Source organism: Pseudoalteromonas sp. Z1A2, assembly GCF_011378755.1.
Taxonomy (GTDB): Bacteria; Pseudomonadota; Gammaproteobacteria; order Enterobacterales; family Alteromonadaceae; genus Pseudoalteromonas; species Pseudoalteromonas distincta.
The window spans coordinates 47546-74206 of record NZ_WTKX01000010.1 but is presented as its reverse complement, the minus strand read 5'-3'; the positions used below and the strand labels follow the sequence as shown (position 1 = coordinate 74206).

At 40.8% G+C, this 26661-nt stretch carries 15 protein-coding genes; 11 read left to right on the top strand and 4 right to left on the bottom strand.

The genetic code is table 11. The annotated features are described in order from the left end of the window. Window positions 1-5: 5 nt before the first annotated feature. The 4 genes from GQR47_RS09035 to brxL are packed head-to-tail and all read left to right on the top strand — an operon-like array spanning window position 6 to window position 9193. Window positions 6-743, top strand: a complete 738-nt coding sequence (locus GQR47_RS09035; RefSeq protein ID WP_165723734.1) for a hypothetical protein — start codon at window positions 6-8, stop codon at window positions 741-743. Further along, window positions 740-4384, top strand: a complete 3645-nt coding sequence (gene pglX, locus GQR47_RS09030; RefSeq protein WP_165723733.1) for a BREX-1 system adenine-specific DNA-methyltransferase PglX — start codon at window positions 740-742, stop codon at window positions 4382-4384. Before GQR47_RS09035 ends, pglX begins: the two co-directional genes overlap by 4 nt. Continuing rightward, window positions 4384-7101 (top strand): BREX-1 system phosphatase PglZ type A, encoded by a 2718-nt coding sequence (gene pglZ, locus GQR47_RS09025; protein WP_165723732.1) that lies wholly within the window; start codon window positions 4384-4386, stop codon window positions 7099-7101. Before pglX ends, pglZ begins: the two co-directional genes overlap by 1 nt. Before the next feature lie 16 nt (window positions 7102-7117). Next, window positions 7118-9193, top strand: a complete 2076-nt coding sequence (gene brxL, locus GQR47_RS09020) for a protease Lon-related BREX system protein BrxL (protein WP_165723731.1) — start codon at window positions 7118-7120, stop codon at window positions 9191-9193. A 238-nt stretch (window positions 9194-9431) separates the two neighbouring features. On the opposite strand, the gene GQR47_RS09015 is transcribed toward brxL, so the two are convergent. Continuing rightward, complete coding sequence (locus tag GQR47_RS09015; protein WP_165723730.1) at window positions 9432-10076, bottom strand: hypothetical protein; 645 nt, start codon at window positions 10074-10076, stop codon at window positions 9432-9434. Between the two features lie 256 nt (window positions 10077-10332). Here GQR47_RS09015 and ylqF point away from each other — a divergent pair, with 256 nt between their 5' ends. Together ylqF and GQR47_RS09005 are read left to right on the top strand one after the other, a co-directional pair. Next, a complete protein-coding gene (ylqF, locus tag GQR47_RS09010) occupies window positions 10333-11286 on the top strand; it encodes a ribosome biogenesis GTPase YlqF (protein WP_024595146.1) in 954 nt (317 codons plus the stop codon). A 440-nt stretch (window positions 11287-11726) separates the two neighbouring features. Beyond that, a complete protein-coding gene (locus tag GQR47_RS09005) occupies window positions 11727-15176 on the top strand; it encodes a PAS-domain containing protein (RefSeq protein ID WP_024595145.1) in 3450 nt (1149 codons plus the stop codon). A 22-nt stretch (window positions 15177-15198) separates the two neighbouring features. Here the strand turns inward: GQR47_RS09005 and GQR47_RS09000 are convergent, their stop codons facing one another. Both GQR47_RS09000 and GQR47_RS08995 read right to left on the bottom strand, forming a co-directional pair. Beyond that, window positions 15199-15852, bottom strand: a complete 654-nt coding sequence (locus GQR47_RS09000) for a response regulator transcription factor (RefSeq protein WP_024595144.1) — start codon at window positions 15850-15852, stop codon at window positions 15199-15201. A 100-nt stretch (window positions 15853-15952) separates the two neighbouring features. Then, window positions 15953-18241, bottom strand: a complete 2289-nt coding sequence (locus GQR47_RS08995; protein WP_024595143.1) for a TonB-dependent receptor — start codon at window positions 18239-18241, stop codon at window positions 15953-15955. Between the two features lie 288 nt (window positions 18242-18529). Here GQR47_RS08995 and GQR47_RS08990 point away from each other — a divergent pair, with 288 nt between their 5' ends. Genes GQR47_RS08990 through GQR47_RS08970 form a run of 5 tightly spaced genes read left to right on the top strand, consistent with a single transcriptional unit; the run spans window position 18530 to window position 23168 of the window. Beyond that, the gene (locus GQR47_RS08990) at window positions 18530-19831 is read left to right on the top strand and encodes an SLC13 family permease (protein WP_024603352.1); all 1302 of its coding nucleotides are present in this window, start codon (window positions 18530-18532) and stop codon (window positions 19829-19831) included. 8 nt (window positions 19832-19839) lie between these two features. Beyond that, window positions 19840-21012, top strand: a complete 1173-nt coding sequence (locus GQR47_RS08985) for a homoserine O-acetyltransferase (RefSeq protein WP_024595646.1) — start codon at window positions 19840-19842, stop codon at window positions 21010-21012. A gap of 9 nt (window positions 21013-21021) precedes the next feature. Then, complete coding sequence (locus GQR47_RS08980; protein ID WP_024595645.1) at window positions 21022-21783, top strand: 3-hydroxybutyrate dehydrogenase; 762 nt, start codon at window positions 21022-21024, stop codon at window positions 21781-21783. A gap of 9 nt (window positions 21784-21792) precedes the next feature. Then, a complete protein-coding gene (locus GQR47_RS08975; protein ID WP_154903830.1) occupies window positions 21793-22512 on the top strand; it encodes a CoA transferase subunit A in 720 nt (239 codons plus the stop codon). Then, entirely contained in the window at window positions 22512-23168 is a 657-nt protein-coding gene (locus GQR47_RS08970) for a 3-oxoacid CoA-transferase subunit B (RefSeq protein WP_024594936.1), read from the top strand. The genes GQR47_RS08975 and GQR47_RS08970 overlap by 1 nt, the downstream gene beginning before the upstream one ends. Before the next feature lie 287 nt (window positions 23169-23455). Here the strand turns inward: GQR47_RS08970 and GQR47_RS08965 are convergent, their stop codons facing one another. Further along, a complete protein-coding gene (locus GQR47_RS08965; RefSeq protein WP_024594935.1) occupies window positions 23456-26434 on the bottom strand; it encodes a DUF3857 domain-containing transglutaminase family protein in 2979 nt (992 codons plus the stop codon). Between the last annotated feature and the right edge of the window lie 227 nt (window positions 26435-26661).

The window sequence follows — 26661 nt, the reverse complement described above, 5'->3', positions numbered from 1 at the left end:
TCATTATGATTACAAGCATCTTGGTAACAGGTGAAGGTAGCTCAGATATGGGGGGATCAAATAATGGTCATTCAATATCTAGTGGGGCATCTTACAATCTTGGTCCAATGGCATTGTTAGCGGTTCGCCTATTGCAGAAAATTATCCCTGATTGGAATGAAGATAATATAGATTTTCAATCCCCTAATAATTGGATGACTTGTATTTCTGGCAACGAGTTGGCACGCCAAGCTAAGGGGGTTCGTAAACATCGACCAAGTACAAAGTTAAGAAAAGGCTTCGTCGAGCATGCAAATAGAGCCACAACAATGGCTGGCTATGCAAAAGACAATGGACACCAGTTGGCTTTCTATTTTCATGATACCGATAAGTGTGATTTTGATGATTTACATCAATCTATCATCCTTGGCTTTAATGGAGTTGAAGGCGTGCATGGGATACCGATGATACCCAAACCAACCTCCGAAGCTTGGTTGATATGTGGTCAAAAGCAAGATCCCTATGCTCATTGCACAGCTTTAGAAACCGAACTGTCAGGGAATGATGCTGCATCAGATGAAAATGCCCCTAAGAAAGTTTTAGCTCGATTGTTAGGGCAAGAAGCGACAACAGAACAGCAATATGAAATGGTAACGGGGATAGATATCACACGCATAGACATGCCTAGTTACAACCAGTTTAAAACAGATTTGACCACAGCCATCGAAGGTGTTTGTGGTCACGGAACAGCGAGAAGATTATGAATACTGCAAAGCTTAAAAAATATGCTCCCCAAGCAAGACGTGAATTTATCTCAGCTGTTTCAAAGCAATTAAATCAACTGGGTATTTACAGTGACAAGCAAATTTCTGACGTCAAAGAGCAAGGTTCTGTTCTTTCTATCGAAGGAAAAGCCTTTCCAATAGGCGTAAAAACAGCGAGAGAACGCTTAGTCAGAAAAGTTAAGACTTTCGGTTATGCGCAGCTAATTGAGCAGGTAGCCTATACCTGGTTCAACCGTTTGTGTGCTGTTCGCTATATGGAAATCCATGACTACCTAGGTCACGGTTTTCGTGTTTTGTCGCACCCAGACAACCCTAAAGGTTTTGAAATTATCGACCATGCGCAAGACGCTGCGGATGAACTCGGATTAGATAGATCTCGCATTATTGAACTCAAGCTTGCGGGCAACAAGGACGAAGAGCTTTATCGTGAACTGTTGTTAGGCCAGTGCCATAAGCTTCATGAAGCGATGCCTTTCTTATTTGACGCATTGGACGATGAAACAGAACTTTTGCTACCAGACAACCTAACACGTACCGACTCAATTCTGCGTGGATTGGTAGACGGTATCCCTGAAGAGGACTGGCAACAGGTAGAAGTGATTGGCTGGCTTTACCAGTTCTACATTTCTGAAAAGAAAGATCAGGTAATGGGTAAGGTAGTCAAAAGTGAAGATATTCCTGCTGCTACCCAGCTATTTACACCTAACTGGATTGTAAAGTACCTGGTACAAAACTCAGTCGGTCGTCAATGGCTTCAAACCTATCCAGATTCTGCCATTAAATCGCAGATGGAATACTACATTGAGCCTGCTGAACAATCTGACGAAGTTAACCAACAGCTAAAAGCTATTACGCCTGAATCCATCGAGCCTGAAACCATCAAAGTACTCGATCCCGCTTGTGGCTCGGGCCACATACTGATTGAAGCCTATAACGTGTTAAAAGCCATCTACGAAGAACGTGGTTTCCGCTCTCGTGATATTCCAAAGATGATTTTGGAGAACAACCTCTACGGCCTAGACATAGATGATCGTGCAGCACAGTTATCTGGCTTTGCGCTGATGATGATGGCTAGAGATGACGATAAGCGTATTTTTACCCGTAACGTGCGACTCAATGTACTTTCATTGCAGGAAAGTACCCATCTTGACCTGCCGACCTTATGGAAAGCACTCAATCTATCGGGAAGTTGGCAAAGCGGCATATCGCAGAGCTTGTTCGCCGATGAAGAGCAAGATTTAAGCTCGTTCAATGCAGACAACCGCTACCAACTGCTGAAGCGAACCTTGGCTAGATTTACACAGGCCAAAACCTTTGGTTCCTTGATTGATGTGCCAAGCGATGACAATGAACAATTAAAGGAGCTACTAAGCACTCTTATCGAGCTACAAGAGTCAGGCGATTCAATGCAAAAGCCAGCAGCGAAGCAATTGATTGAATTAGTGCATCAGGCATTGGTTCTGTCGATTCGTTACGATGCTGTGATTGCGAATCCTCCTTATATGGGCAGCAAAGGCATGAATGCGGATTTAAAAGATTTTGCTAAGAAACAATACCCAAATAGTAAATCAGACTTGTTTGCTATTTTTATGGAGCGAGCGTTTTCTTTGCTTACAATATACGGCTTTAATGCTCAAATAAACATGCAATCTTGGATGTTCTTGTCAAGTTTTGAACAATTAAGAAAAAATCTGTTACAAGATAATACATTTGTAATCATGGCTCATTTAGGTGCGCGTGCATTTAGTCAAATCAGTGGTGAGGTTGTACAAACTGCGGCATGGGTTGTTAATAAATTTCACATAAATAATTTCTACCCAACCTTCCATCGTCTTGTGGAAGGTAGTGAAGATCTTAAAAGAAAAAATCTACTGCAGAATAAGAATAGATTTGAGGAAATTTCACAAGAGTCATTTTTGAAGATATCTGGTCAACCTATCACATATTGGATAGCACCACGATTTCTTGAAGTTATATCAAAATTAGATAATTTGGGTGATGAATACGCAATTAAGAGTGGGCTGTCATCAGCGGATAACGATCGTTTTATTAGGTTATGGCATGAGGTTTCATCAGCTGATACATGTTTGCCAGGAGTTGAGTATTCTGATGAATACAAGTGGTATGGTTGCAATAAGGGTGGTGAATATAGAAAGTGGTTCGGCAATAATAACTATATTGTGAACTGGGAAAACTCTGGCTTTGATCTTAAAAATTTTAAAAATGCTTATGTCAGAAATGAAGACTATTACTTTAAGGAGTCTGTCACATGGACCATGATCGGGGGGGGAGAATTATCTGTAAGATACACCCCTGAAGGTTATATCTTTGATTTTGCATCCCCTTCAATTTTTACAGGGTCATCTTCAGAACGACTTTTTTATGTAATGGCATTTTTAAATTCACCAGTAGGTAGTTTAATTAGTGGGCTTCTAAATCCAACCTTGAATCTAAGTCCAGGGGTTATGGCTAGTTTTCCAACAACTATTGTTGATTCAAATTATGAATTGATATGCACGCGAGCCAAAGAGCTAGTAAGTATATTTAAAGATGACTATCAGTCCAAAGAAGAGAATCCCGGTTTTAAGTCCCTAGATATCATAAATATACCTGCTTCAACTATTTCATCCTCTTTCAATAAGTTATATGAAAATTCCTTGAGCCTGGTTGAAGAAGTACAAGAGTTAGAGCAAGCAAATAATGAGTTGTTTATAGAGATGTACGGCGCAAGTGGCCAAGCAAATAAAGAGGTAAAAAAATCCACTATATCACTTTATTGTAACCAGTATTACCAATTTTCTAGTAAAGACCTTGCTTTAGGTAAATTATTATATAGGGCTGAAAAAATAGCGGAAATATTAAGCTATTCAATAGGTTGTGTCATGGGTCGTTTTTCTTTAAACCGAGAAGGTCTAGTTTATGCACAGTCTGGGAATGATGGATTCGACTTGCTAGATGCTGAAGGATCTTATATGGACTATCCAGCCGATGAAGATGGCATCATTCCATTAACCGACCAAGAATGGTTTAAAGACGACGCCACAAATCGGTTCCGCGAATTTGTCCAGGTCGTATGGGGTGAAGAACATCTGCAAGAGAATCTTGATTTTGTCGCCGAGTCACTGTGCTTAAACGCCATTAAACCCAAGAAATCAGAATCAGCGCTAGAGACAATCCGCCGCTATTTATCGACTCAGTTCTATAAAGATCATCTGAAGACTTACAAAAAACGCCCTATTTATTGGCTGTTTAGCTCAGGCAAACAGAAGGCTTTTGAGTGCCTGGTTTACCTGCACCGTTACAATGAGGGCACGCTTTCGCGTATGCGTACTGAGTATGTTACCCCGTTACTAGGCAAATACGATGCTTATGCAGAGCAGCTTGAGAAGCAGATTGAAACGGCTGATTCGACCAGTGAAGCGAACCGCTTCAAGAAAGAGTTGGATGCTTTAATTAAGAAACAAGTCGAGCTACGAGAGTTTGATGACAAGCTAAAACACTACGCCGATATGCGTATTTCACTGGATCTTGATGATGGCGTGAAAGTGAATTACGGCAAGTTTGGCGATCTGTTGGCTGATGTTAAGGCCATTACTGGTTCGGCCCCGGAGGTTAACTAATGCAGATTAGCGAATTGGCACAAGGTGTCGCTGCCAAGCTCGAACAAAGCCGCATTGTGTTTTGGTACGACCCAGAGCAAAGCTTTACTGAAGAGCTTGAGCATTTAGCTAATTCTTTATCGCTTGCAAAAGAATCAGGTGATAAAGCGGCAGATATAACTGCTAGGGTACTGCCAAATGATTTGACCATCCTCAATATGGGCAATGAGTCTGTATTGGCAGTGAAAAAACGCATTGAAGTAGATGAGCGTGAAGCTAAATTCCTTATCTATTTTCCAAGCGCTGAGCCAGAGCCTGATCGTGATTGGTTGCTAGACGTGCGTTTGTATAGCGAGCAGTTTTTTGCTGATCACAGCTCAATGCTGCTTAATGAGCTGGGTATCCCGAAAATGGCGCTACGCACGCACATTCGTAAGCGCCAGAGCTTTTTTGCCAATAAACAGCGCATAGCCGGTTTAAAAAAGTGGGTGACTGAGAACGAAGACGAACTGTCGTTAGACAGGAAGATGATGGCAGTGGTTGTAAAAGCTGACTCTGCGTCTTTGTCGGACATTTTGCTTGGGTTACTACGCGCTTACTCTACGGCGCTAGACGCGCCCGCCGCAGGCGCTGACGGCTCATATGAAGATGAAAGCCTTGGCCAACCCGATGCCTTTAAACAAGTGTGGAGCCAGCTAGGAAAGTTTGATCTTGAGACCTCTCTCTGGGCATATCTGAGTGAGGGTTTTGGCTATACAGTCGAAGAGCCAACCTTCTCAGACTTCGTGTTGAAATTGTTCTGTACTGAATTCTGGAGCCAAATTGAAGGTGTTGAACGCGATTGGTTGCTTAACAATGTTCTAAAAAGCGCATCAGGCCGGGCGACAGCCTTGGCGTTTATGGTGAGCTGGCGCGACAGCCGCTCTTTCGCCGCTTACTACGAAAGCATCTCTAAGGTGCTTAGCCAACAGTTGGAAATTTCGACTCGTGCAGGCCAGTACCATCCGGTTGAGCTTATCGAATGCGAAACGTTCGAAGCTGTGGAACAGGCCATAATCCGTGGTTTAGTTCGTGATTTGCTCGATAGCAGTAAAGCGCTAGACCGGGTTCAGTTTGATACGGTCTTATCAAGACGTCTTGCTAGCCACTGGACATTATCACGCAAAGAATACTTCGCAATTTATGAAGCTATCCGCAACGCTGAAGAGTTAATGCACTTGCGAAATCGCTATGTGGACGGGTTCCACTTTGATAACGCGAAAGCAATGTACGACGCCTATACCACAGACATTTATCGTTTTGACCAGGCTTACCGTTTGTTCAATGAACATGTGCACTCTGTATTGAGTAAAGGTGCAGACATACTGCGTCAGCTCGACGACGAAGTCGAAAGCATTTATACCAACTGGTACTTGTATGAGCTTGGCCTTGCCTGGGATCGTCATTTGGCTAATGAGAAATTACTTGAAAAGTGGCAGATTTCTGGCGTACCGCACCAGTATGACTTTTATGAAAAAGAAGTTCGCACACGACTGAGTCTGAAACAGACGAAACGAGTGTTTGTGATCATCTCTGATGCCCTGCGATTTGAAATTGCGAATGAGCTTGGCGCTATCATTAACAACGAGAAGCGATTTAAGGCTGAGGTGTCTACGCAGTTGGGTGTTTTGCCGAGTTATACCCAACTTGGGATGGCGGCATTATTGCCTCATAAGGCGCTCAGTTACCAGCCAGAACAAGGCACGGCTGTTTATGTGGATGGTATTTCTTCACAGGGTTTAGACAATCGTAATTCCATCCTACAGAAGGTAGGTGGCATGGCGGTGAGTTCTAAGGAACTGATGAGCTGGAGTAACCAGGAGGGGCGTGACAAGGTTCGAGACGTAGAAGTAGTTTATATCTATCACGATACCATTGATGCGATTGGTGATAAGGCTGCAACTGAAGAGAAAACGTTTGAAGCCTGTCGTAGTGCCATTGAAGAGCTAAAAGACCTTGTTGGGCGGGTTATCAACCGTCTAAACGGCAGCCGAGTTGTGATCACCGCTGACCATGGCTTCCTCTTCCAACAAAAAGCACTTGTCGCGGCTGAAAAGACCAAACTTACCAGTAAACCAAACGGTGTTTTAGAAGCCAAGAAGAGATATATCGTTGGTAAGGATTTGCCTGATGATGAAAGTTATTGGAAAGGTTCGATTTCAAATACAGCTAATGGAATAAAAGAGCCGGAGGATGATTATAATTTTATGGTGCCAAAAGGGAGTCAACGCTTTCATTTTGTTGGTGGAGCCAAGTTTGTGCATGGCGGAGCGATGCTACAGGAAGTATGCGTCCCGGTACTGCATGTGCGAGAGCTGCAAAAAAAACAAGCAGCAAAACATGAGAAACAACCGGTAGGTGTTGTTGCAGCCACTCAGCCCATCAAATTAGTAAACAATATCGACAAGGTCAGATTTATTCAGACAGACCCTGTAGGCGAGCGTTTTGTCGCACGGTTGTTGGATGTCTATATCGTCGATGCACAAGGTAATGAAGTATCCAGTCGTGAAACGATTAACTTTGATAGCGTGAGTAAAGTGATGGATGAACGTACTCGCGAAGCTAGGTTAAAGCTTATTGGTTCCCAGTTCGACAGAAACGCTCAATACACATTAGTTCTTGAGAATGCGGAAATGAGAACCCGTTATAGCCAATACGCGGTAACCATTGATTTGGCATTCCAAGATGATTTTTTCTAAGGCGCTGAGGTGAAACATGACAACTGATTTTTCACAAGATCATAAAGACGAAAAAAATCAGATGCAAAGCGCCGATTTAGACGCATTGCTCAACCAATATTTTAAAGGCCGTGTCGTTCGAAAAGATCTGACAAAGCAATTGAAAGAAGGCGCTAACGTCCCTGTCTATGTGCTTGAGTATTTACTAGGGATGTATTGTGCGTCCGATGACGACGAAGTTGTCATGCAAGGCCTTGATAATGTCAAAAAAATCTTGGCTGAGAACTATGTCCGACCAGATGAAGCGGAGAAAGTGAAGTCACTGATCCGTGAACGCGGCACGTTTAAAATCATCGACAAAGTAAGCGTTAAGCTCAATCAGAAAAAAGACGTCTATGAAGCTGCGTTGTCGAACCTGGGTATCAAGGATGCCCTTGTACCGACCAAAATAGTACAAGACAACGAAAAATTATTAACTGGCGGCATCTGGTGCATTATTACCGTCCAGTATTTCTTTGAGGAAGGTCAGAAGACATCACCTTTCTCCATTATGAGTTTAAAGCCGATACAAATGCCGTCCATGAACATGGATGAGATGTTTTCAACCAGAAGACATTTTAGTACCGATCAGTGGATGGATGTGTTGCTTCGTTCCGTGGGTATGGAGCCAACCAACTTAGAGCATCGGGTGAAATGGCATCTTATCACTCGCATGATTCCATTCGTTGAAAACAACTACAACGTTTGTGAGCTCGGACCAAGAGGGACAGGTAAAAGCCATGTCTACAAGGAGTGCTCACCAAACTCATTGCTTGTCTCGGGCGGACAAACAACTGTGGCGAACTTGTTCTATAACATGAGCTCGCGCCAAGTTGGGTTGGTCGGAATGTGGGATGTTGTCGCCTTTGATGAAGTAGCGGGTATTAACTTTAAAGACAAAGACGGCGTTCAGATCATGAAAGACTATATGTCGTCGGGTTCATTTTCTCGTGGTCGTGATTCAATCGAAGCGAAGGCTTCCATGGTATTCGTTGGTAACATCAATCAAAGCGTTGAGACACTGGTGAAGACCAGTCATCTGTTGGCACCTTTTCCTGATGCCATGATTGACACTGCTTTTTTTGACCGTTTCCATTCCTATATTCCTGGATGGGAAATACCGAAGATGCGTCCTGAGTTTTTCACCAATAGTTACGGATTAATCACAGACTATCTTGCTGAATACATGCGTGAAATGCGCAAAAGAAGTTTTGCGGATGCTATAGATAAGTTCTTCAAACTCGGTAATAACCTTAATCAGCGTGATGTAATTGCTGTGCGAAGAACTGTTTCGGGCTTATTAAAGCTACTACATCCCGACGCACAGTACACAAAAGATGATGTAAGAGCCTGCCTGACCTATGCGCTGGAAACTAGACGTAGAGTCAAAGAGCAATTGAAAAAGCTTGGCGGAATGGAATTTTTTGATGTGCACTTTAGCTACATCGATAACGATTCATTAGAAGAATTCTTCGTCAATGTACCGGAACAAGGTGGCAGCAAGCTAATTCCAGAGGGCTTACCTCGCGCTGGTGTTGTGCACTTGGTTACTCAGGGAAGCACTGGGCAGCTTGGGTTATATCGTTATGAAACCCAGATGATGGCTGGTTCTGGTAAACACTCAGTATCTGGCCTTGGTTCGAATACCGCAGCGAAAGAAGCTGTGCGTGTTGGCTTTGATTATTTCAAAGGTAACCTGAATAGAATCAGTGCGTCGGCGAAGTTTTCTGATCATGAGTATCACCTCCATGTTGTTGAGCTCCACAATACGGGGCCAAGTACAAAGTCATCGCTCGCTGCATTAATTGCGTTCTGTTCAATTCTGATGAACCGACCGATTCAAGAGCAGATGGTTGTTTTGGGAGAGATGACTTTAGGTGGTGTCGTCAATCCTGTTCAAGATCTTGCAGGCAGTCTTCAGTTAGCTATGGACAGTGGCGCAAAGCGTATTTTGCTCCCAATGGCCTCAGCCTCAGATATTCCAACGGTTCCTGCTGAGTTGTTCTCAAAATTCCAGATCAGCTTTTATGCAGACCCCGTCGATGCTGTGTTTAAAGCGCTTGGGGTTAATTGATTAGGTGTCGTTTGACGCGCCATTTTATGGAGTAATTACAGGTATGTTTACCAATGCTCGCTTCTTTAAATGCGCATTGCAGGTGAACCCGGCAGGATACATAAAATATCGTGGGCAACAGCAGAGCTTCAATGAACATGAATACAGTCAAAAACTGCTTTTTATTTCACTAGAAGCAGCCTTTAAGTCCCTCTAAAATTAATAAGTCGATGCTGATGCATCGGCTTTATGCCGCAATTTATAAACTAATACCTAAATCTTCTTCAGTTAGGTAGTAGCAGCTATCATCAGGTTCAAATCCACATTCATTCGCGTAAGTCGGCGCGTCATTGTTAAAACTAATAGCCAAATGAGGTGTTGGGCTATCGTGACGAACTATATGAGTTTCATGCTTAATAAGCTGTTTATATGGAATATTTAGTGCAACGTTCACAGCTCTTAGTATGTGATTGCTTATACCAATGGTTTTTTCTATCACAGAGTTATAAGTGTCTAATTCGGCCTTGATAATGTTCTCCTCCTCCCAATCACTTAGATACTCAGACCACAAGTGCGCTCTCAAATCAGATCTTTCATTGAAGTGTGAGGCATTCCATATATTTACTTTATGGCTACCATCACGATAATGTATAACTACCTCTGCTATTTTTGATTTGATAAGCTCTTTTTCAAACTCACTCTCTGAATTATGGTGAAATGATAGTTCTGGTTTATTAGGCTTTTGTGTTTTGATGTTTGTATCGTTAAGGTTCTCTATGAGGTCTAAGAGGCGAACAATTGTTTTATCAGGCGTATCATCAAAGCCAACAGCATACTTTTCAATGCGCTTATAAGTGGTTGTAGTGATTGGAAAATCGATTAAGTCAGTTTCATATTCTTTCATGCAAGCTTTCCTTTGCTATGTATTTGCTTTTGTTGGTATGCGTAAAGTTATTATTATTAATACATATATGATTCTAAAATGATAAATGTCTTTAGCTGGCATCGTTAAACATCTAATAACACAAGCACCTGCAATAACTTCAAGTAATGTAGTAAACTTACATCAATATCGAAAAGTACAAAAGCATAGTTTTACTTTTAGTACCCATATTAGTACCCATGGCCTAGAGCCTAAATTTAAAGGTCATATAAATCAAATGAGTAGAGCAGGAATACAGTGGTTCCCTGGGCACATGAATAAAGCCCGCAATGAAATTAAAGAAATAATGCCACAAATGGATGTGATCATTGAAGTGCTTGATGCGCGCATTCCCTACAGTAGTGAAAACCCGATGGTGGCAACCTTGCGTGAAGGTAAGCCGGTCATCAAAATTTTGAACAAAGCTGATTTAGCGGATCCTAAAATGACTCAAATCTGGAAAGATTATTTTGAGCAAGAAAACGGTGTTAAAGCGATTTCTTTTGGGCATGATAAAGCAGCTGAAGTACACCGTATTAATGAGCTTTGTAAAAAGCTAGTGCCGCATAAAGTGGGTGCAGATAAGCAAATTAAAGCCATGATCATGGGTATTCCTAACGTGGGTAAATCTACGTTAATTAATGTATTGGCTGGGCGTATAGTTGCAAAAACAGGTAATGAGCCTGCTGTTACTAAAGCGCAACAACGCATTAAGCTTGAAGACGGTATTATGCTTTACGATACGCCAGGTATGTTGTGGCCAAAAGTAGAAAACGAAAACTCAGGTTATCGCTTAGGCGCTACCGGTGCCATTCGTGATACAGCACTTGAGTATGAAGAAGTAGCAAGTTACACAGCTGAGTACCTATTGCGTGCATACCCAGAGTTATTAAAAGCGCGTTATAAAATAGATGAATTACCACAAAGTGATTGGGAATTTGTTGAAATGGCGGGGAAAAAACGTGGCTGTATTCGTGGTGGTAACCAAATAGACACATACAAAATGTCTGAAATACTAATCAACGAATTACGCGACGGTATCATTGGCCGTATTACTATGGAAACTCCGCAAATGCGTGAGGAAGAAGAAGTAATGGTTGCTGGTTTACGCGCTGCAGCAGAAGCTAAAAAGGCAGCTAAAGAAGAAGAGAAAAAACAACGCCGAGCACGCGCACGTAAAAACCGTCGTTAATTGATTTAGTTTAATTTAACCAACTAAATTACAGACATAAAAAAAGCCCGTAAGGGCTTTTTTAGTTTCATATCTACCGTCACCGATATGAGCAATGTAGCAAGTAAAATAGTAGGGCGGTTACTCATCATCAACATCAAGGGGCGTTGCGGTTCATAACAAGTAACCATAGCTGTTTACGTGCGCCACACGTTGTTTCAGGGTCGAGAAACAAATCAATTCATTCCTTAACAAGTGGTATGCAATCCGTCTTGTTGATATTGATTATCAGTTAGATCTAACTATCTGTCAATATCTAAATACAAATAATTCTTATTATTGGTGAGTTTGTTTTTTATTCTCTTTTAAAACGATAACTTAGCACTAAAGTGGGTGCTGCTATTTTTAGTAAAAACACTTATGCTGATTAAGTAATCAATAAATACGATAAGAATAAAAATATGTTTTCTATTTGGTTTATTAGCTTAATTGCGCTGGTGTATCTCGGTATATTATTTGCGGTTGCCGGCTGGGCGGATAAGCATAAAGTTTTACCTTTTAAAGGATTAACTTATGGTTTGTCTTTGGGGGTGTATTGTACCTCTTGGGCTTTTTATGGCACGACAGCGCAAGCTGCGAGTAATGGTTGGTGGTTAGCGCCTACGTATGCAGGGACCATTTTATTATTTATTTTTGGGTGGCAGCTCTATGGCAGAATAGCCCATATTTGTAGGCAACAAAAATTAACCTCAATGGCCGACTTTATATCAACCCGTTATGGTCAATCTTCTAGCTTATCTGGTTTGATATCGCTCATTTCTGTGATTGCTATTGTGCCGTATATTTCACTGCAGTTGAGTGCTACCGCACAAAGTATTAATTTATTAACCAATCGCGCGCCCACACAAAACAATATGGTTTTAGCTGATAGCACCTTTTATATTACGTTGCTGCTTGCTTTATTTGCTATTTTATTTGGTGCTCGTAGGTTAAAACCGAGCGAGCATAACCCGGGTTTAATTGCCAGCATTGCGTTTGAATCGGTGGTTAAACTGCTCGCATTTGTTGGGGTGGGTCTGTATGTGTGCTTTGTAATTTTTGACAGTCCCAGTGATTTATTTTTAAAGGCGCAGCAATTAAATGTACCTCAACAAGTTCAAGCTACTAAAAGCCCGGTGTATGTTTATATTGCGCATACGATACTAGGTGTTTTAGCTACGTTGTGTTTGCCTCGGCAATTTCACATGGGTTTTATAGAAAATAATAACGATACTGAACTTGCCAAAGCTCGATGGTTATTTCCCATTTATTTATTACTAATAAACCTATTTATTTTACCTATTGCTTACGCAGGCCTTGTTTACTTTAATGGTACTGACGTAGGGCACGACACTTTTGTATTGGCTCTCCCAATGGCGAGCAACAACGCCGGCATTACATTACTTGCATTTTTAGGCGGTTTTTCAGCGGCTACAAGCATGGTAATTGTTTCGTCCATTGTGCTTTCTGTAATGATCACCAATGATTTTATAAATCAGTTTATTTTAAGGCGCTCGCAGCTCAACTCAAGTAGCCGAGGACTTGATAAAAACAACCTATTACATGCCCGTAAAATAGTGATTGTGTGCATATTACTGCTTAGCTATTTTACGCATCGTGTATTGGGTGAGAGTAATACACTTGCAAATGTTGGATTGATGTCATTTACTTTGGTTGCACAATTTGCTCCCGCTATGATTATTGGCCTTTGGTGGCGACAAGCGACCTGTAAAGGTGCTCAACTTGGTATTTTAAGCGGCTTTATTATTTGGGGGTATACTCTATTAATACCGAGTTTAGCCAGTGGCTTAGGTATAGATGGGCTTTGGCTTAGTCAAGGGCCTTGGCAAATAGCATGGCTGGCTCCTACCAACTTGCTTGGTTTAAATTTAGATAGTGTAACTCAGGCATCTTTGTTATCGCTTGGGTCAAATTGTTTGGTATATTTTTTAGTCCCTTTATTTAGTCAAGCGTCTTTAGCTGAGCGTTTACAAAGTAATAAGTTTATTTCGCAGTTACCTGAACCGCGTTTAAATACCACATTACAACCACTTAATTATGAAGATCTGGGAGCTTTGCTACAGCGATTTGCTGAAAAAGAAGCAAGCCAGTTACTTGTTACACAGTACTTTCCTGCAGATCAAAGTAAATGGAAGCAACCAGCTAATACTGATTTAGAGCAAATTGTTGAACGAGAAATGTCGGCAGTGATAGGGGGAGCATCGGCTAAATTAATTTTAGATGTGGCTAAAAATGAGCAGCGTCAACCTCTTGAACAAGTTGCAGAGTTTGTTGATGAAGCTAGCCAGGTACTTAAATTTAATCGCGACTTATTACAGTCAACCATCGAGAATATTCAGCAAGGTATTAGTGTTGTAGATAGCGAATTAAAGCTTGTTGCGTGGAACCAAGGCTACAAACAGATGTTTAGCTACCCTGATGATGCCCTTTACATTGGGCGACCAATAGCTGAGATCATTATGTATAACGCAGTGAGAGGATTGTTTAGTTCCCATAATTTAAAAGCGGAGGTAAGTAAGCGTTTAGCATATTTAAAAACTGGCAGCGCCTATAAATTTCAACGTTTACATAGCGATGGTCGAGTGTTTGAAATGCAAGGTAATCCACTACCTGATGGTGGCTTTGTAACAACGTATACCGATATAAGTGAGTTTGTAAAGCAGCAAAAGGCGCTTAAACAAGCCAATATTAGCTTAGAGGAAAAGGTTAGTGCACGAACAGCTGCGTTAACACAAGCTAATGAGCAACTATCCCAAGCTAAACAAGTTGCTGAGCAGGCAACGGTAAGTAAAACACGTTTTTTTGCAGCGGCCAGTCACGATTTGCTGCAACCCTTCAATGCGGCCAGTTTATTTTGTTCACTCATGAACGAAAAAACACAAGATACAGAACTAGCAGAGCTTGCACTGAATATTAAAAATTCACTGAGCAGTGCAGAAGAGCTGCTTTCGAGTATTTTAGAGTTAACTAAGCTCGATGCTGGTGCATTTAAAGTAGAGTTAAGTGAGTTTGCTATTAAATCCTTGGTTGAACCTTTGCAAAATGAGTATGAGGCTTTAGCAAATGAAAAAGGCTTACGTTTTATTGTTGAATCAAAAAATGTAATGGTAAAAACAGATAAAGCTTTATTAAGGCGTGTTTTACGTAACTTATTAAGTAATGCTATTCGTTATACACAACATGGTGAAATTCGCTTCAAAATGCTTGTTGAAAGCGATCAGTTGGCTATTTTAATAGAAGACACCGGAATAGGTATTGCTAGTAAAGATCAACATTCAATTTATCAGGAGTTTAAGCAACTTGGCGATAAGCCTAATGCCGAAGGGTTAGGTTTAGGGCTTGCAATTACAAAGCGTATTTGTGACTTATTAAATATTAGTTTAGTGATGGGATCAGAGCTTGGTAAGGGTACGCAGTTTACACTTAACCTACCTTGCGCCACTGATTTAGTGCCAACCCAAATGAATAATACAGTGAAAAACCCTGAAACAGAGCTTGGTAAATTACGTATTTGGTTAATCGACAACGACGAGAATGTACTCAATGCGCTCAAGCAATTATTACAAAACTGGGGATGCGATATAGCCACCGCAACAGGTTTAGCGCAGCTACAAGCATTACAAGCTAAATTACCAGTGCCGCAATTACTTATTATTGACTATCAATTAGATGATGGAATAACAGGCCTTGATGTTATTCGTGAAGCGAAGCTTTGCCACTTACCTATTATTGTTAACACAGCTAATCATGATGAGGTTATTCGAGAAAAGGTACTCGATGCGGGCTATCCATTGCTCTACAAGCCTCTTAAAGCACCCGCACTTAAGCGAATGATTAAGCGCCTTACTTAAGTTGATTACATTAACATGCAACTTATTCGGTTTTACCAACTTGTGATAATTGGTCAAATAAAATGCCTGCTTGTGTACGGTTATATACATTAAGTTTACGTAAAATAGCAGATACGTGTTGTTTTATAGTGGTTTCTTGAATTGACATTTCAAAGGCTATTTGTTTGTTTAAAAGCCCTTCGGCGATCATTGCCAAAACACGATATTGCTGCGGAGTTAGCTTTTCAAGATTACTAGAAAATTCGCTTTGCTCATCATTTACTTGTACGTCGTTTAAATCAATATCAGGTGGGAGCCAGTTATCTCCATTTAGTACATGGGCAATAGCTTGGCTTATTATATCGAGCGATGATGACTTAGGGATATAACCTGACGCACCAAGTGTCATGGCTTGTTTTATAATGCTGGGTGTTTCGTTGGCTGATACCATAATAATCAATATGTCAGGATATTGATTACGCAGCTGCGAAAGAGCTTGCAGCCCATTGGCGCCAGGAATAGTTAAATCTAAAAATACGAGTTCTATCTCGGGGTGCGCGCTTAGTAATGTGAACAAGCCCTCTATATCGCTAGTTTCTTTAATATATTCTTCAGGAACTGAGGTTGCTGCCGCTTGGCGTAGGGCGCTGCGAAATAGGGGGTGGTCATCGGCAATTATAGTATTCACTGCGCTCATCCAAAGTTACTCCAAGTACTTTACTTATAAGTGATTTTTAAAAATGAAACAAGGTTTACACGACAAGAGGAAGGTGTCGTGTAAACCTAATTACTATTATTTAAAATCGATAGCCAACAGTAAGTGACACGGTACGCGGATCGCCATAATAGCCAATTAAGGTATTATCGCCACCAAGTCCAGGGGTGTACTTACTCACATTTTGTGGGTCTGAGGGATCGGGCGCGACAAATTGATAACCACCTATCATATACTCTTCGTCCGTTAAATTTTTAGCATATAAGCCTGCATTCCAGTGTCCGTCAGTGCTGTACCAAGTAATGCCGGCATTGAGTAAGCCGTAACTGTCTTGGGTTAGTAGGCTGTCTTCTTCAAATAACGCATACTCACCTCTATGGTAGTAATTACTATTAAATACAAAGTCTCCCATATCAGTATATAAACGATATGTTGCACCAAAATTGAAGGTTAAGTCGGGAGTGTTCGATACAGTAAAGCGGTCTGATTTATCAAATATTTCACCGGTCTCGGGGTTGGTATCAATAACATTATCGAAGGTGCTGTCTATATAACCTAAAGAGACGTCAAAAGTGAGTGATTCAGTAGCAATGTAGGTAAGTTCTACTTCAATACCGTCTGATGTTGACTCGCCAATATTACCTAGTCGTTGATTTAAATCAGATGCATCATCGCCCGGTAGTACGGAAATATACTGACGGTCTTTATGATCTAAAGTAAATAGCGTAATGTTTGCACGAAGATTGTCGTTCCATTCGCTTTTCATTCCTATTTCAAACGAGTCTACAATTTCAGGCTTTGCTGCGGGCTCTGCTACGGTAGCACGCGGGTTAAACGTGCCTGACTTAAAACCTTGGGCATAGCTTGCAAAAAATAGAATGTCGGGGTTGTACTGGTATTCAACACCTGCACGAGGAGTAAAGCGCGACCAGTCTTCATTATCATCAAGTACAGTAGGGACAAGCTGCCCTTCAGGTCGAACATACCCTGGTATCCAACCAGACTCTGGATAAACCGTAGCAAACACCAAACCATTGTTAACAGTTGCTTCTTTACTATCACGGGTATAGCGAGCGCCTAGGGTCATTGACCATTGCTCGTCAAAGTCATAGGTGCCTTGCATGTAAGCAGCTTTGCTTGTTGAGTTACTACAACCACTAACTTCTCGGGTAAGCCCAGCAGCACCTAAACTTTTACCTAGTTCTTCTAATATAGCTTCAAATTGGCCGCAAGACTCACCATCGTAATAATATAAACCTGATACTAGTTTGTAATTATCACCTTGGTGGTTTACCTGGAGTTCATGTGTGGTTTGTTCATCATCATAAATAGCAGGCACATCAAAGATACGAATTGAGGTGTTATCAAAATCAATATTAGTAGGGGAATAACTGTCGCGATTAGATCCAACATACTTGATACTGGTGCTATTACTTACATCCCAGCGAGCAGTGAAGCTGTATCCTTCAAGTTCTACGTTATTTTTTGTTGGAAGGCTGGTGTATGAATCGTACTTGCTATCAGGCACTGGCGCATCAGTTAATAAGCTTGGTAATAGTCGGTAACCCCCTTTTGAGTTTGAATCGTCTTTAGTTTTATCCCATGTGAGTTTAAAAAATAGATCGTCGGTAGGCGTGTATTCAAGTGTCACTCGTGCCGCCGTAACATCTTTATTGTAGTTTTCACGGTCTTGATTATCGAGTGCAGATGTTAAAAACTCACCAAACCCATCTCGGTTTAGAGTAGCAAAGCCAAAGCCGACATAAAGTTTTTCATCAATAATTGGCAGTTGACCTGTCACTTTTAAATCTTTTTGGTTGTAGCTACCGAACGTACCTTGGAGGTTAAGTGTTGCATCACCGCTCATTTCCTTGGTCACGTATTTTATAGCGCCACCTATGGTATTTTTACCATAAAGCGTGCCTTGTGGACCCCGTAAAACCTCAATTTGTTGTACGTCGAGCAAATCAAGCACAGCACCTTGCGGGCGAGCTAAGTAAACATCATCAATATAAATGCCTACGCCTGGTTCATATCCCCAAAGAGGGTCTTGTTGGCCTACACCACGAATAAAAGCAGTGATTGTAGAGTTTGTACCGCGGCTAGCTTGCAAAGTCGTATTAGGTGAGAATTGCTGGACTTCTGTCATCACGCTAATTCCATTTTCGGCAAGTTCTTGCGCACCTATTGAGGTTACTGCTACAGGGACTTCTTGTAAGTTTTCAACTGTTTTTCGAGCGGTTACTTCTATACGTTCTAGCTCACCTTTTTTTGCTGTAGCTTTCTCTGCTGCAACACTATTAAAGCTGCTTGTTATAGCCAGTGCTACTGCAATAGTGAGTAAGGTTGGTTTGTGTTTGAGCTGATTCATAGTGTGTTCCTATTTATTGTTATCACAAAAATGCTTAACTCGCGTCACCTAAGTTCACTGTAGAAGATTGCACCTCAAATAGAATTAGTACCATAGTGCTATACGTTAAATTTTTATTTTAAAGTCCTTTAAATTCATTTGCTTATATTATTTTTAATAATGGATAGTACCTTAGTGTTATGTATTTATGTGGCCATTGCAGTAACACTCAGGGTAACCAAGTATGAAGGTTATAAATATTACTCGCGTGTCACCTCATCGTGTAATAACAATAAATTAGGAACCTCTATGCTGAGCATGATAGGACTATTAGGCGGGTTAGTACTGCTGATTATTTTAACGCTACGCGGCGTTAATTTGTTTATTGCCGCACCGGTATGTGCACTGCTTGTGGCGCTTACAAGTAATATGGCGATTTTTCCGGTAACGGACTCTGTTAATTTTATTTCGGCTTATATGGATGGATTTGCTGGCTTTCTGAGTGCCTGGTTTTTTATGTTTTTGTTGGGCTCTTTATTTGGCAAATTTATGGAAGATACCGGCGCTGCAGATAGTGTAGCTAGTTACATTGTCGGTAAGTTAGGGATGAAGCATGCGGTTTTAGCGGTAGTCATTGCGTGCGCTGTTTTAACCTACGGAGGAGTTAGTGTATTTATAGTCGCGTTTTCGGTATATCCCATGGCGCTGAGCTTATTTAAAGACGCTAACTTGCCTAGGCGCTTTATACCAGCGACCCTGGCATTTGGTTCGGTTACTTTTACAATGACCTCTGCAGGTTCACCTGAAATACAAAACTGGATACCGGTCAAATACCTTGGAACCTCACCTTATGCTGCGTGGGAAGTAAGTTTAGTTGTAGCTGTATTTATGGCGACAGTAGGCTATTACTGGCTAAATAAAATGATAAAAAAAGCTATTGCAAAAGGCGAATGTTTTGAAGCACGCGAAGATGACCCTATATTGCTTGAGCGAAAGCGCCCACACCCAATAACAGGCGTTATACCTTTATTTGTTGTTTTACTCCTGTCGTTTTTTTTACATGATGTGTTACAGCAAACGGCATTAATAGTTGCGTTATTAGGTGGTGTTTTAAGTATTGTCATTATTAATTATAAATACTTTTATAATATGTCGGCTGCAATAAATGTAGGTACTACAGGGGCTTTAGTGGCTATTGGTAATACTGCTGCGGTTGTTGGGTTTGGCGCTGTAGCTAAAGTATCGCCTGCTTTTACAGCAGCGGTAGATGCAATGACTCACATGCCAGGTAATGAATTAGTCGGTGCGGCAGTGGCCGTGAGTGTGATTGCAGGGCTTACCGGTTCTGCATCGGGCGGGCAAGCTATCGCATTGCCACTTGTCGCTCCGCAATATTTAGATATGGGTGTTAATCCTGAGCAGTTACATAGAGTGGTTGCGATTAGTTCTGGTGCGCTCGATACCCTCCCGCATAATGGTTATGTAGTTACGACCATACGTGCAATTTGTAAAGAAACCCATCAACGTGCCTATTGGTCTATGGCTGCTCTTACGGGAGTGGTGCCTGTAGTAGGTGTAGTGCTTGCTTTGTGTTTATTTATTTTCTTTTAGGATGAATCATGAAAATTAAAATTATATTGCCCCTATTTATATTGTTGTTAAGTAACGCCGTTTATAGCGAAACAATATTAGTGAAAAAACAGCATTTTACCACTGAAGATTTTACAACTGTGTCGGGGGCTACTTTGCCAAAAGTAGACATAGGCTGGGAAAGTTACGGTAAATTAAATAAAAATAAAGATAACGTTATTTTAATTACTCATTATTTTTCGGGCACGTCACACGCCGCAGGTAAATACAAAGCTGATGATGCACTTGCCGGTTATTGGGATGCATTAATAGGCCCAGGTAAAGCAATCGACACTAATAAATATTTTGTAATTAGCTCAGACACTTTGGTCAATGCAAACTGGCATGATCCTAATGTAATTACCACGGGGCCAGCTTCTATAAATCCTAAAACAAATAAACCTTACGGGTTAGACTTTCCGGTAGTGACAATTACTGATTTTGTTGAAGTGCAAAAACGCTTACTCGATAGTTTAGGTATTAACAAACTGCATGCCGTAATAGGTGCCTCAATGGGATCGTTTCAGGCACTGGAGTGGGCAGTACGTTACCCAGAGCAAGTAGAGCGCTTAGTACACGTAATTGGTGCGGCAACCATGGATGCATGGACTGTGTCGGCACTAGAAAAATGGGCCATGCCAATTCGTTTAGATAAAAACTGGCAGCAAGGTAATTACTATAACAAAGAACGCCCACTTGCAGGGCTTACCGCTACGCTACTAAACATTACCCAAGATGCTATGCATCCGCTTATTTATAACGCCAGTTTCCCTAATTTTGAGGTGCTAGATGACGGCGCACTTCAAGATATTCGCACCTTACCAAAAGTAAACCAGGTTTTAGAGGCTAGAGCATTAGCAAAAGCTAAGCTACAAGATGCAAACCATGTTTTGTACTTAGTGCGAGCATCGCAGTTATTTACCGCAGGTAGATCAGCCAATTTAACTGATGCCCTAAAAAAGGTGCAGGCAAAAACCTTATTGCTACCTGCCACTAACGATTTATTGCTACGCCCCGAAAATGTCCGCAATATGGACTCAATAATGGATGAACTAGGTAAAGAGGTCACTATTTCTGAAATTGCGGGTGGTTGGGGCCATTTAGATGGGCTGTTTTCGATTGCGCCTAAAGCGCAGCAAATTAGTGAGTTTTTAGCCAACTAGGAGGCCTGCATGAGCAAAACAATTTTAATAACCGGTGCAGCCAGCGGTATTGGCTTATATATAGCACAGCAATTAGCAGCAGCGGGTCATCATATTATAGTAACCGACCTAAATGCAGCGCACGCAAAAGAAGCGGCAGAGGGTATTGTTACTAATGGCGGAAAAGCCCAAGGTTATGCATTAAATGTGGCCGACAGCGAGGCAATTACCGCTTTTTTTAATCAGTTACCGCAAATTGTTGATGTGCTTATAAATAATGCCGGCATTCAGCACGTAGCAAAGCTTGAAGAATTTCCGGCTGATAAATGGCAATTTTTGCAGCAAGTAATGCTAGTTGGACCTGCAATGATGACCAAAGCGGTATTACCTAAAATGCGCGAACAAAATTTTGGCCGAATTATTAATATTGGCTCTATTCATGCCATGGTGGCCTCTAAATATAAGTCGGCTTATGTGGCCGCCAAACATGGCTTAATTGGCTTTAGTAAAGCTATAGCCCTTGAAACAGGGGATGCCAATATAACCATTAATATCGTGTGTCCTGCGTATGTAAAAACACCGCTGGTAGAGCAGCAAATTGCCGCACAAGCTAAAGAGCATAGCTTATCTGAGCAACAAGTAATCGACACTATTATGCTAGCACCTATGCCTAAAAAAGCCTTTATTGGTTTAGATGAAATACACCATACGGTAACCTTTTTAATGGCTGATGCGGCGCGAAACATTACCGCACAAGCGATAGCTATAGATGGCGGCTGGACCGCACAATAGGAGCTAACAATGGCAGGATTCGATAAGGTAGTAAGTAGTTACAGCGAAGCAATGGCAGGGCTTGAAGATGGCATGACAGTGATTGCCGGTGGTTTTGGCTTGTGCGGTATACCGGAGGGACTTATTGGCCAAATTAAACGTCAAGGTATTCGCAATTTAACTGTGGTGTCTAATAACTGTGGCGTAGATGGTTTTGGTTTAGGCGTGTTACTAGAGGATAAACAAATACGCAAAATGGTGGCCTCGTATGTGGGTGAAAATGCCTTGTTTGAACAGCAACTACTCAGTGGTGAGCTAGATGTAGAGCTTACTCCACAAGGTACACTGGCTGAAAAAATGCGCGCTGGTGGCGCGGGTATTCCTGCTTTTTATACAGCCACTGGAGTAGGCACGCCAGTGGCTGAGGGCAAAGAGACACGTAGTATTAATGGTCGAGATTACTTACTAGAGCACAGTATTACCGGTGACTTTGCCATTGTAAAAGCGTGGAAAGAGGATCGTTTTGGTAATTGTATTTATCGCCATACCGCGATGAACTTTAATCCTATGGCCGCCACCACGGGTAAAATAACCGTACTCGAAGTAGAAGAAATTGTAGAGCCTGGGGAGTTAGAGCCAAGCCAAATACACACTCCCGGTATTTATATCGACCGGATTATAAAGGGGGTGTTTGAAAAACGCATAGAAAAAGAGACCACCCAAGCAGCAAAGCAATTAGGAGCAAACTAATGGCATTAACACGCGAACAAATCGCCAAGCGAGTCGCGATGGAATTACAAGATGGCTATTACGTTAATTTAGGCATTGGGATCCCTACCTTAGTAGCTAACTATGTTCCCGATAATATTGCAGTAATGCTGCAATCAGAAAATGGCCTGCTGGGTATGGGGCAGTATCCTACTGCCGATGCGCTCGATGCTGATATGATAAACGCCGGTAAAGAAACTGTTACTGCCGCCACTGGCGCAGCCATTTTTAACTCAGCCGAAAGCTTTGCGATGATCCGCGGTGGTCATGTTGACTTAACCGTATTGGGCGCCTTTGAAGTTGACCAAAACGGTAATATTGCTAGCTGGATGATTCCTAATAAATTGATAAAAGGTATGGGCGGTGCCATGGATTTAGTTGCCGGTGCAAAAAACATTATTTGCACGATGACCCACGCTAACAAGCATGGTGAGTCAAAATTACTCAGTGAATGCAGCTTACCGCTTACCGGTGTGGGGTGTATTAATAAAGTAATTACCGACTTGGCTTTACTGGAAATTAAAGATGGTGCATTTCATTTATTAGAGCGTGCCCCCGGAGTGAGCGTAGAAGAAATTCAAGCTAAAACACAGGGGCGTTTAATTATCCCTAAAAATACACCCGAAATGACATTTTAATAATAGCTTACTGTCGTTATTAATTAAGCCCGCATTGTTGCGGGTTTTTCATAACTTGAAAAACTATAAATTCAAAATTTAATAATTTGATATGGATTTTTATTATAAAAGCATTGATCTTTCAGAGTTAAAATTAATTCAAGCTAGGAATGATTTTATCGCCACTCAAGACAGCTACTGCTTTGACATAAAATTAAATAGTCTCTTGTAAAATCTTAGCCTCAAAATATCAACAGCCTTTAATTAGAGGCTAAAAATATTCGTAATTAATTGGGTATTTTAATCGACTAACGGACTTTATTTGCTGTTATACGTAAATTAATCTGCTCTACTAGTACTTTATCCTGCTTGTTTAGACGCCCTACAATGAGCAAGAAATCACTACCGTCAGTTTTTATTACTTTAATGCTTGTGTTATCAAGTTTGGTTTTACCGTATGTGGTTTCTATTTTTTCTATGTCTTTAAAGTGACTAAGATCTGATTCAAGCTTACCGTCATCGTTTTTGTAGTAACTAAAAATATAGTTCTCGGTTATTCCGTTACCGTCTTGTCGGTAATCAAATACTGCATCGCTATAAAAATAAAGTATTTCTTCGTTTTCAGGTGTTAGGCGATTACGTTTTAAAAAGTGTACTTGGTAAGGCCATAAACTATCGCCTTTTATAATTGCAGCATTGGGTAAAATATTTACTTCTTGAAGTACGCCTAAAAATAATAGAGGTGCAAACGCAAGCGAGATTAAATACTGTCTAATTCGCCAGTATGAGTTGTAATGTAGGGCTTCTTTACTTATATCGGTTTGCTCAATGTAACTAACTAGGGGCAACCATAAAAATGGCATTATACAAATCACTATGGTTGCGTATTCGTCCATACGATAAGCAAAGGCGCTGGCAAGTACCATTAGCCAGAGTGTTAAGGCAGTCCAGTTAGGCATTACTCTATTTTTGTTTAACTGTTGTTGGCTGTGCTGTGCAAGTGCGAGATACAAAGGGTAATACCATAAAAATGCAAATATACCTCGAGCAATAGGCATAATACTTGAGTTATCGCGCTCTTTAATGGCCTTAAAGTTACGATAACTCCAGTAGTTAACAAATATGCCTAAACTTAAAATACTGTAAATAATAAACTTACTTACAGATACAGCATAAAATGGACTATCTTCAAATTTAACTTTTTTTGCTGACTCTAATCGCCAATCGGCGAAGAAGAATATGAGCACTAAAATATAGCCAGCCAACACATATTTAAGCCAGCTATAACCAAAGCTATCTAGCACATCAGCTGTTGTTTGAGGCGTTTCGCTCGCCTTTGCATATTTTAGAATAGGGTAATGGGTTGCTGATATTAACTTTTTACGCTGTGCTAAATAATCATCTATTTGATCCGCTTTAATATGATCTTGTTTTGCGTAATAGTTATAGCTCAGTGTTAAAACATTATCATTAAATTCAGTAGTTGTTTTTAGATTGAAGTAGTCGTTGTCAATTTCTTCTTGATCGCTATCAAATCCCCAACCTTTTTCTGCAAAATGTAGTTTTATTGTGGTGTTAATTATATTGGGGTAGTCAAAGTAAAGTGGGTCGGTACGATTTACCTGCTTTGGTTCGTAAACGCTATTTTGTATTTCACTCGCATAAAAACTAGCTTCGTAGCCTTCGTCTGTTTTTTCCCAAAATTCACTAATTAAATACGATTCTTTGGTTATTAGATTCCCCGTTTTTTCTTGCTCACTAATTGCCATTGCTTCATTGATTGATAAGCCATTTAAAAAACCTTGGTAATACTCGAAGTAAGATTTAGCAACGCTATTTAGACCACTGCTGGCTATATTGTTTCTTCGGTTAATTGCTTCAAATTCAGCATAAGTGTACTGGGTTTCAAAACGTGATGACTCAGATACTTTTTCAGCAATAAAAAAGTTATCCTCTACAGATACATTTGTATGTACAGGTTTTTGCGCCATTGAAGTTAAAGCGCTTTCACCTTTATCAATAATTAGGGCATAGCCATAATCAGGCTGTGCTAAATATTCGAGAGTACCTCGCTGGTAGCTAACCGTAGGATCGAGCCAGTAGCGTTTTCCGTTTTGTTTAAGCGTAACAATAACGTGATTAAATACACTTGCAGAAGGTGGAAGTTCTTTTAAACGTTTGGTTTCCTCTGTATCAACTAGCGCAGGGAAGGCTTCTATATCCATCGCTTTTAATAACGAGATAAGCAGTACTGTTTTATCTTTGCAATCGCCGTATCGTAGCGAAAGCGTTTCTGAAGCTGACGTTGGTTGATGCGAGTTAGTGCCCATTTCAAGCCCTAAATATCGAACTTCGTCTTGGCTAAAGCGCAGTGCTGCTGCAATTTTATCTGATGTTTTTGTGTGTTTTGCTTTTATTTTTTTAGCTATATCCAAAATGCTGCTTGGGGTTTCTATGGCTGATTGATAAAGCGGATATGCCCAGTTAACTACCTGACCCCAATCGTCAAACTCAGAAAAGTAAACTTGTGTATATGGGTCGTACCACGTTGGGGTTTGAGAATTCTGCTCCAGTAAAGGTTCTTCAAAAAGAGTTATAGAATAATCTTTGCCATATTTATTAAGCGTTTCTTGAATATCTGCTGTGCCGTTTATTGTATTTATATGTAGAGGTGTTTGTTTACCCCAAAGTACACGCATATTTTGTTGCACTACGGGTACCGACCAGTTCAGCGTGCGTCTTGTACTAAACTTATTAGCATATATAGGGTTGCTGCCTGTCACTGTGTAGCTGTAATCGAGTATGTCGCCACTGCGCATATCATCAATAATAATATTGAGTGATAAGCTACCATTATAAATACGCTCAGCTAATTCAGATTCACTCTGTATAACCGTCATTCTCGCGCTATCAAGCTTATCAATGTGCTCATTATTTCTGATAATCGTTAAGCTATTTAGTGTTAGCGACTCGTAACTTGGATCAAAATCAAGACTAAGCTGGCTTATATAATCAACACCACTTTGATTCAATGCCTGCATAACCAAACGGGTATAACGTTGCTGTTTTTGCCTGCTCGGTATATAGGATTGGTTATCGAGTAACAAATAAAGTGTGCCGTCACGTACTTTGGTTATATCGGAATTCTTGGGTTGCTCAATTATATGTGTATTAACCCAATTAGCTGGTTTATCTATTTTATATTGCTGCGCAAAAATATTATGAGAGAAAATTAATAAGGTAAGTGCAATTAGCCAAGCACTGAGTCGAAGGAAGTTCCATTTCATTGTGGGGTCTTATAGTTGTTTTTATAAATACTATTGAAGGAATAATGTACCAAATTTAGGCTTTTTTGACAATGAGATGTTAACAAATTCATTGTTGAGCAGTTAATTAATAGTATATAAATAAACTGCTATGGTAAGTGCGAAACGCTTAACCCCCTCAAATGTTCCTAAAATGATTTTCTAGTTGTATTGCTAAATCATAATTAGCTAAGCCTACTTTATTGTGG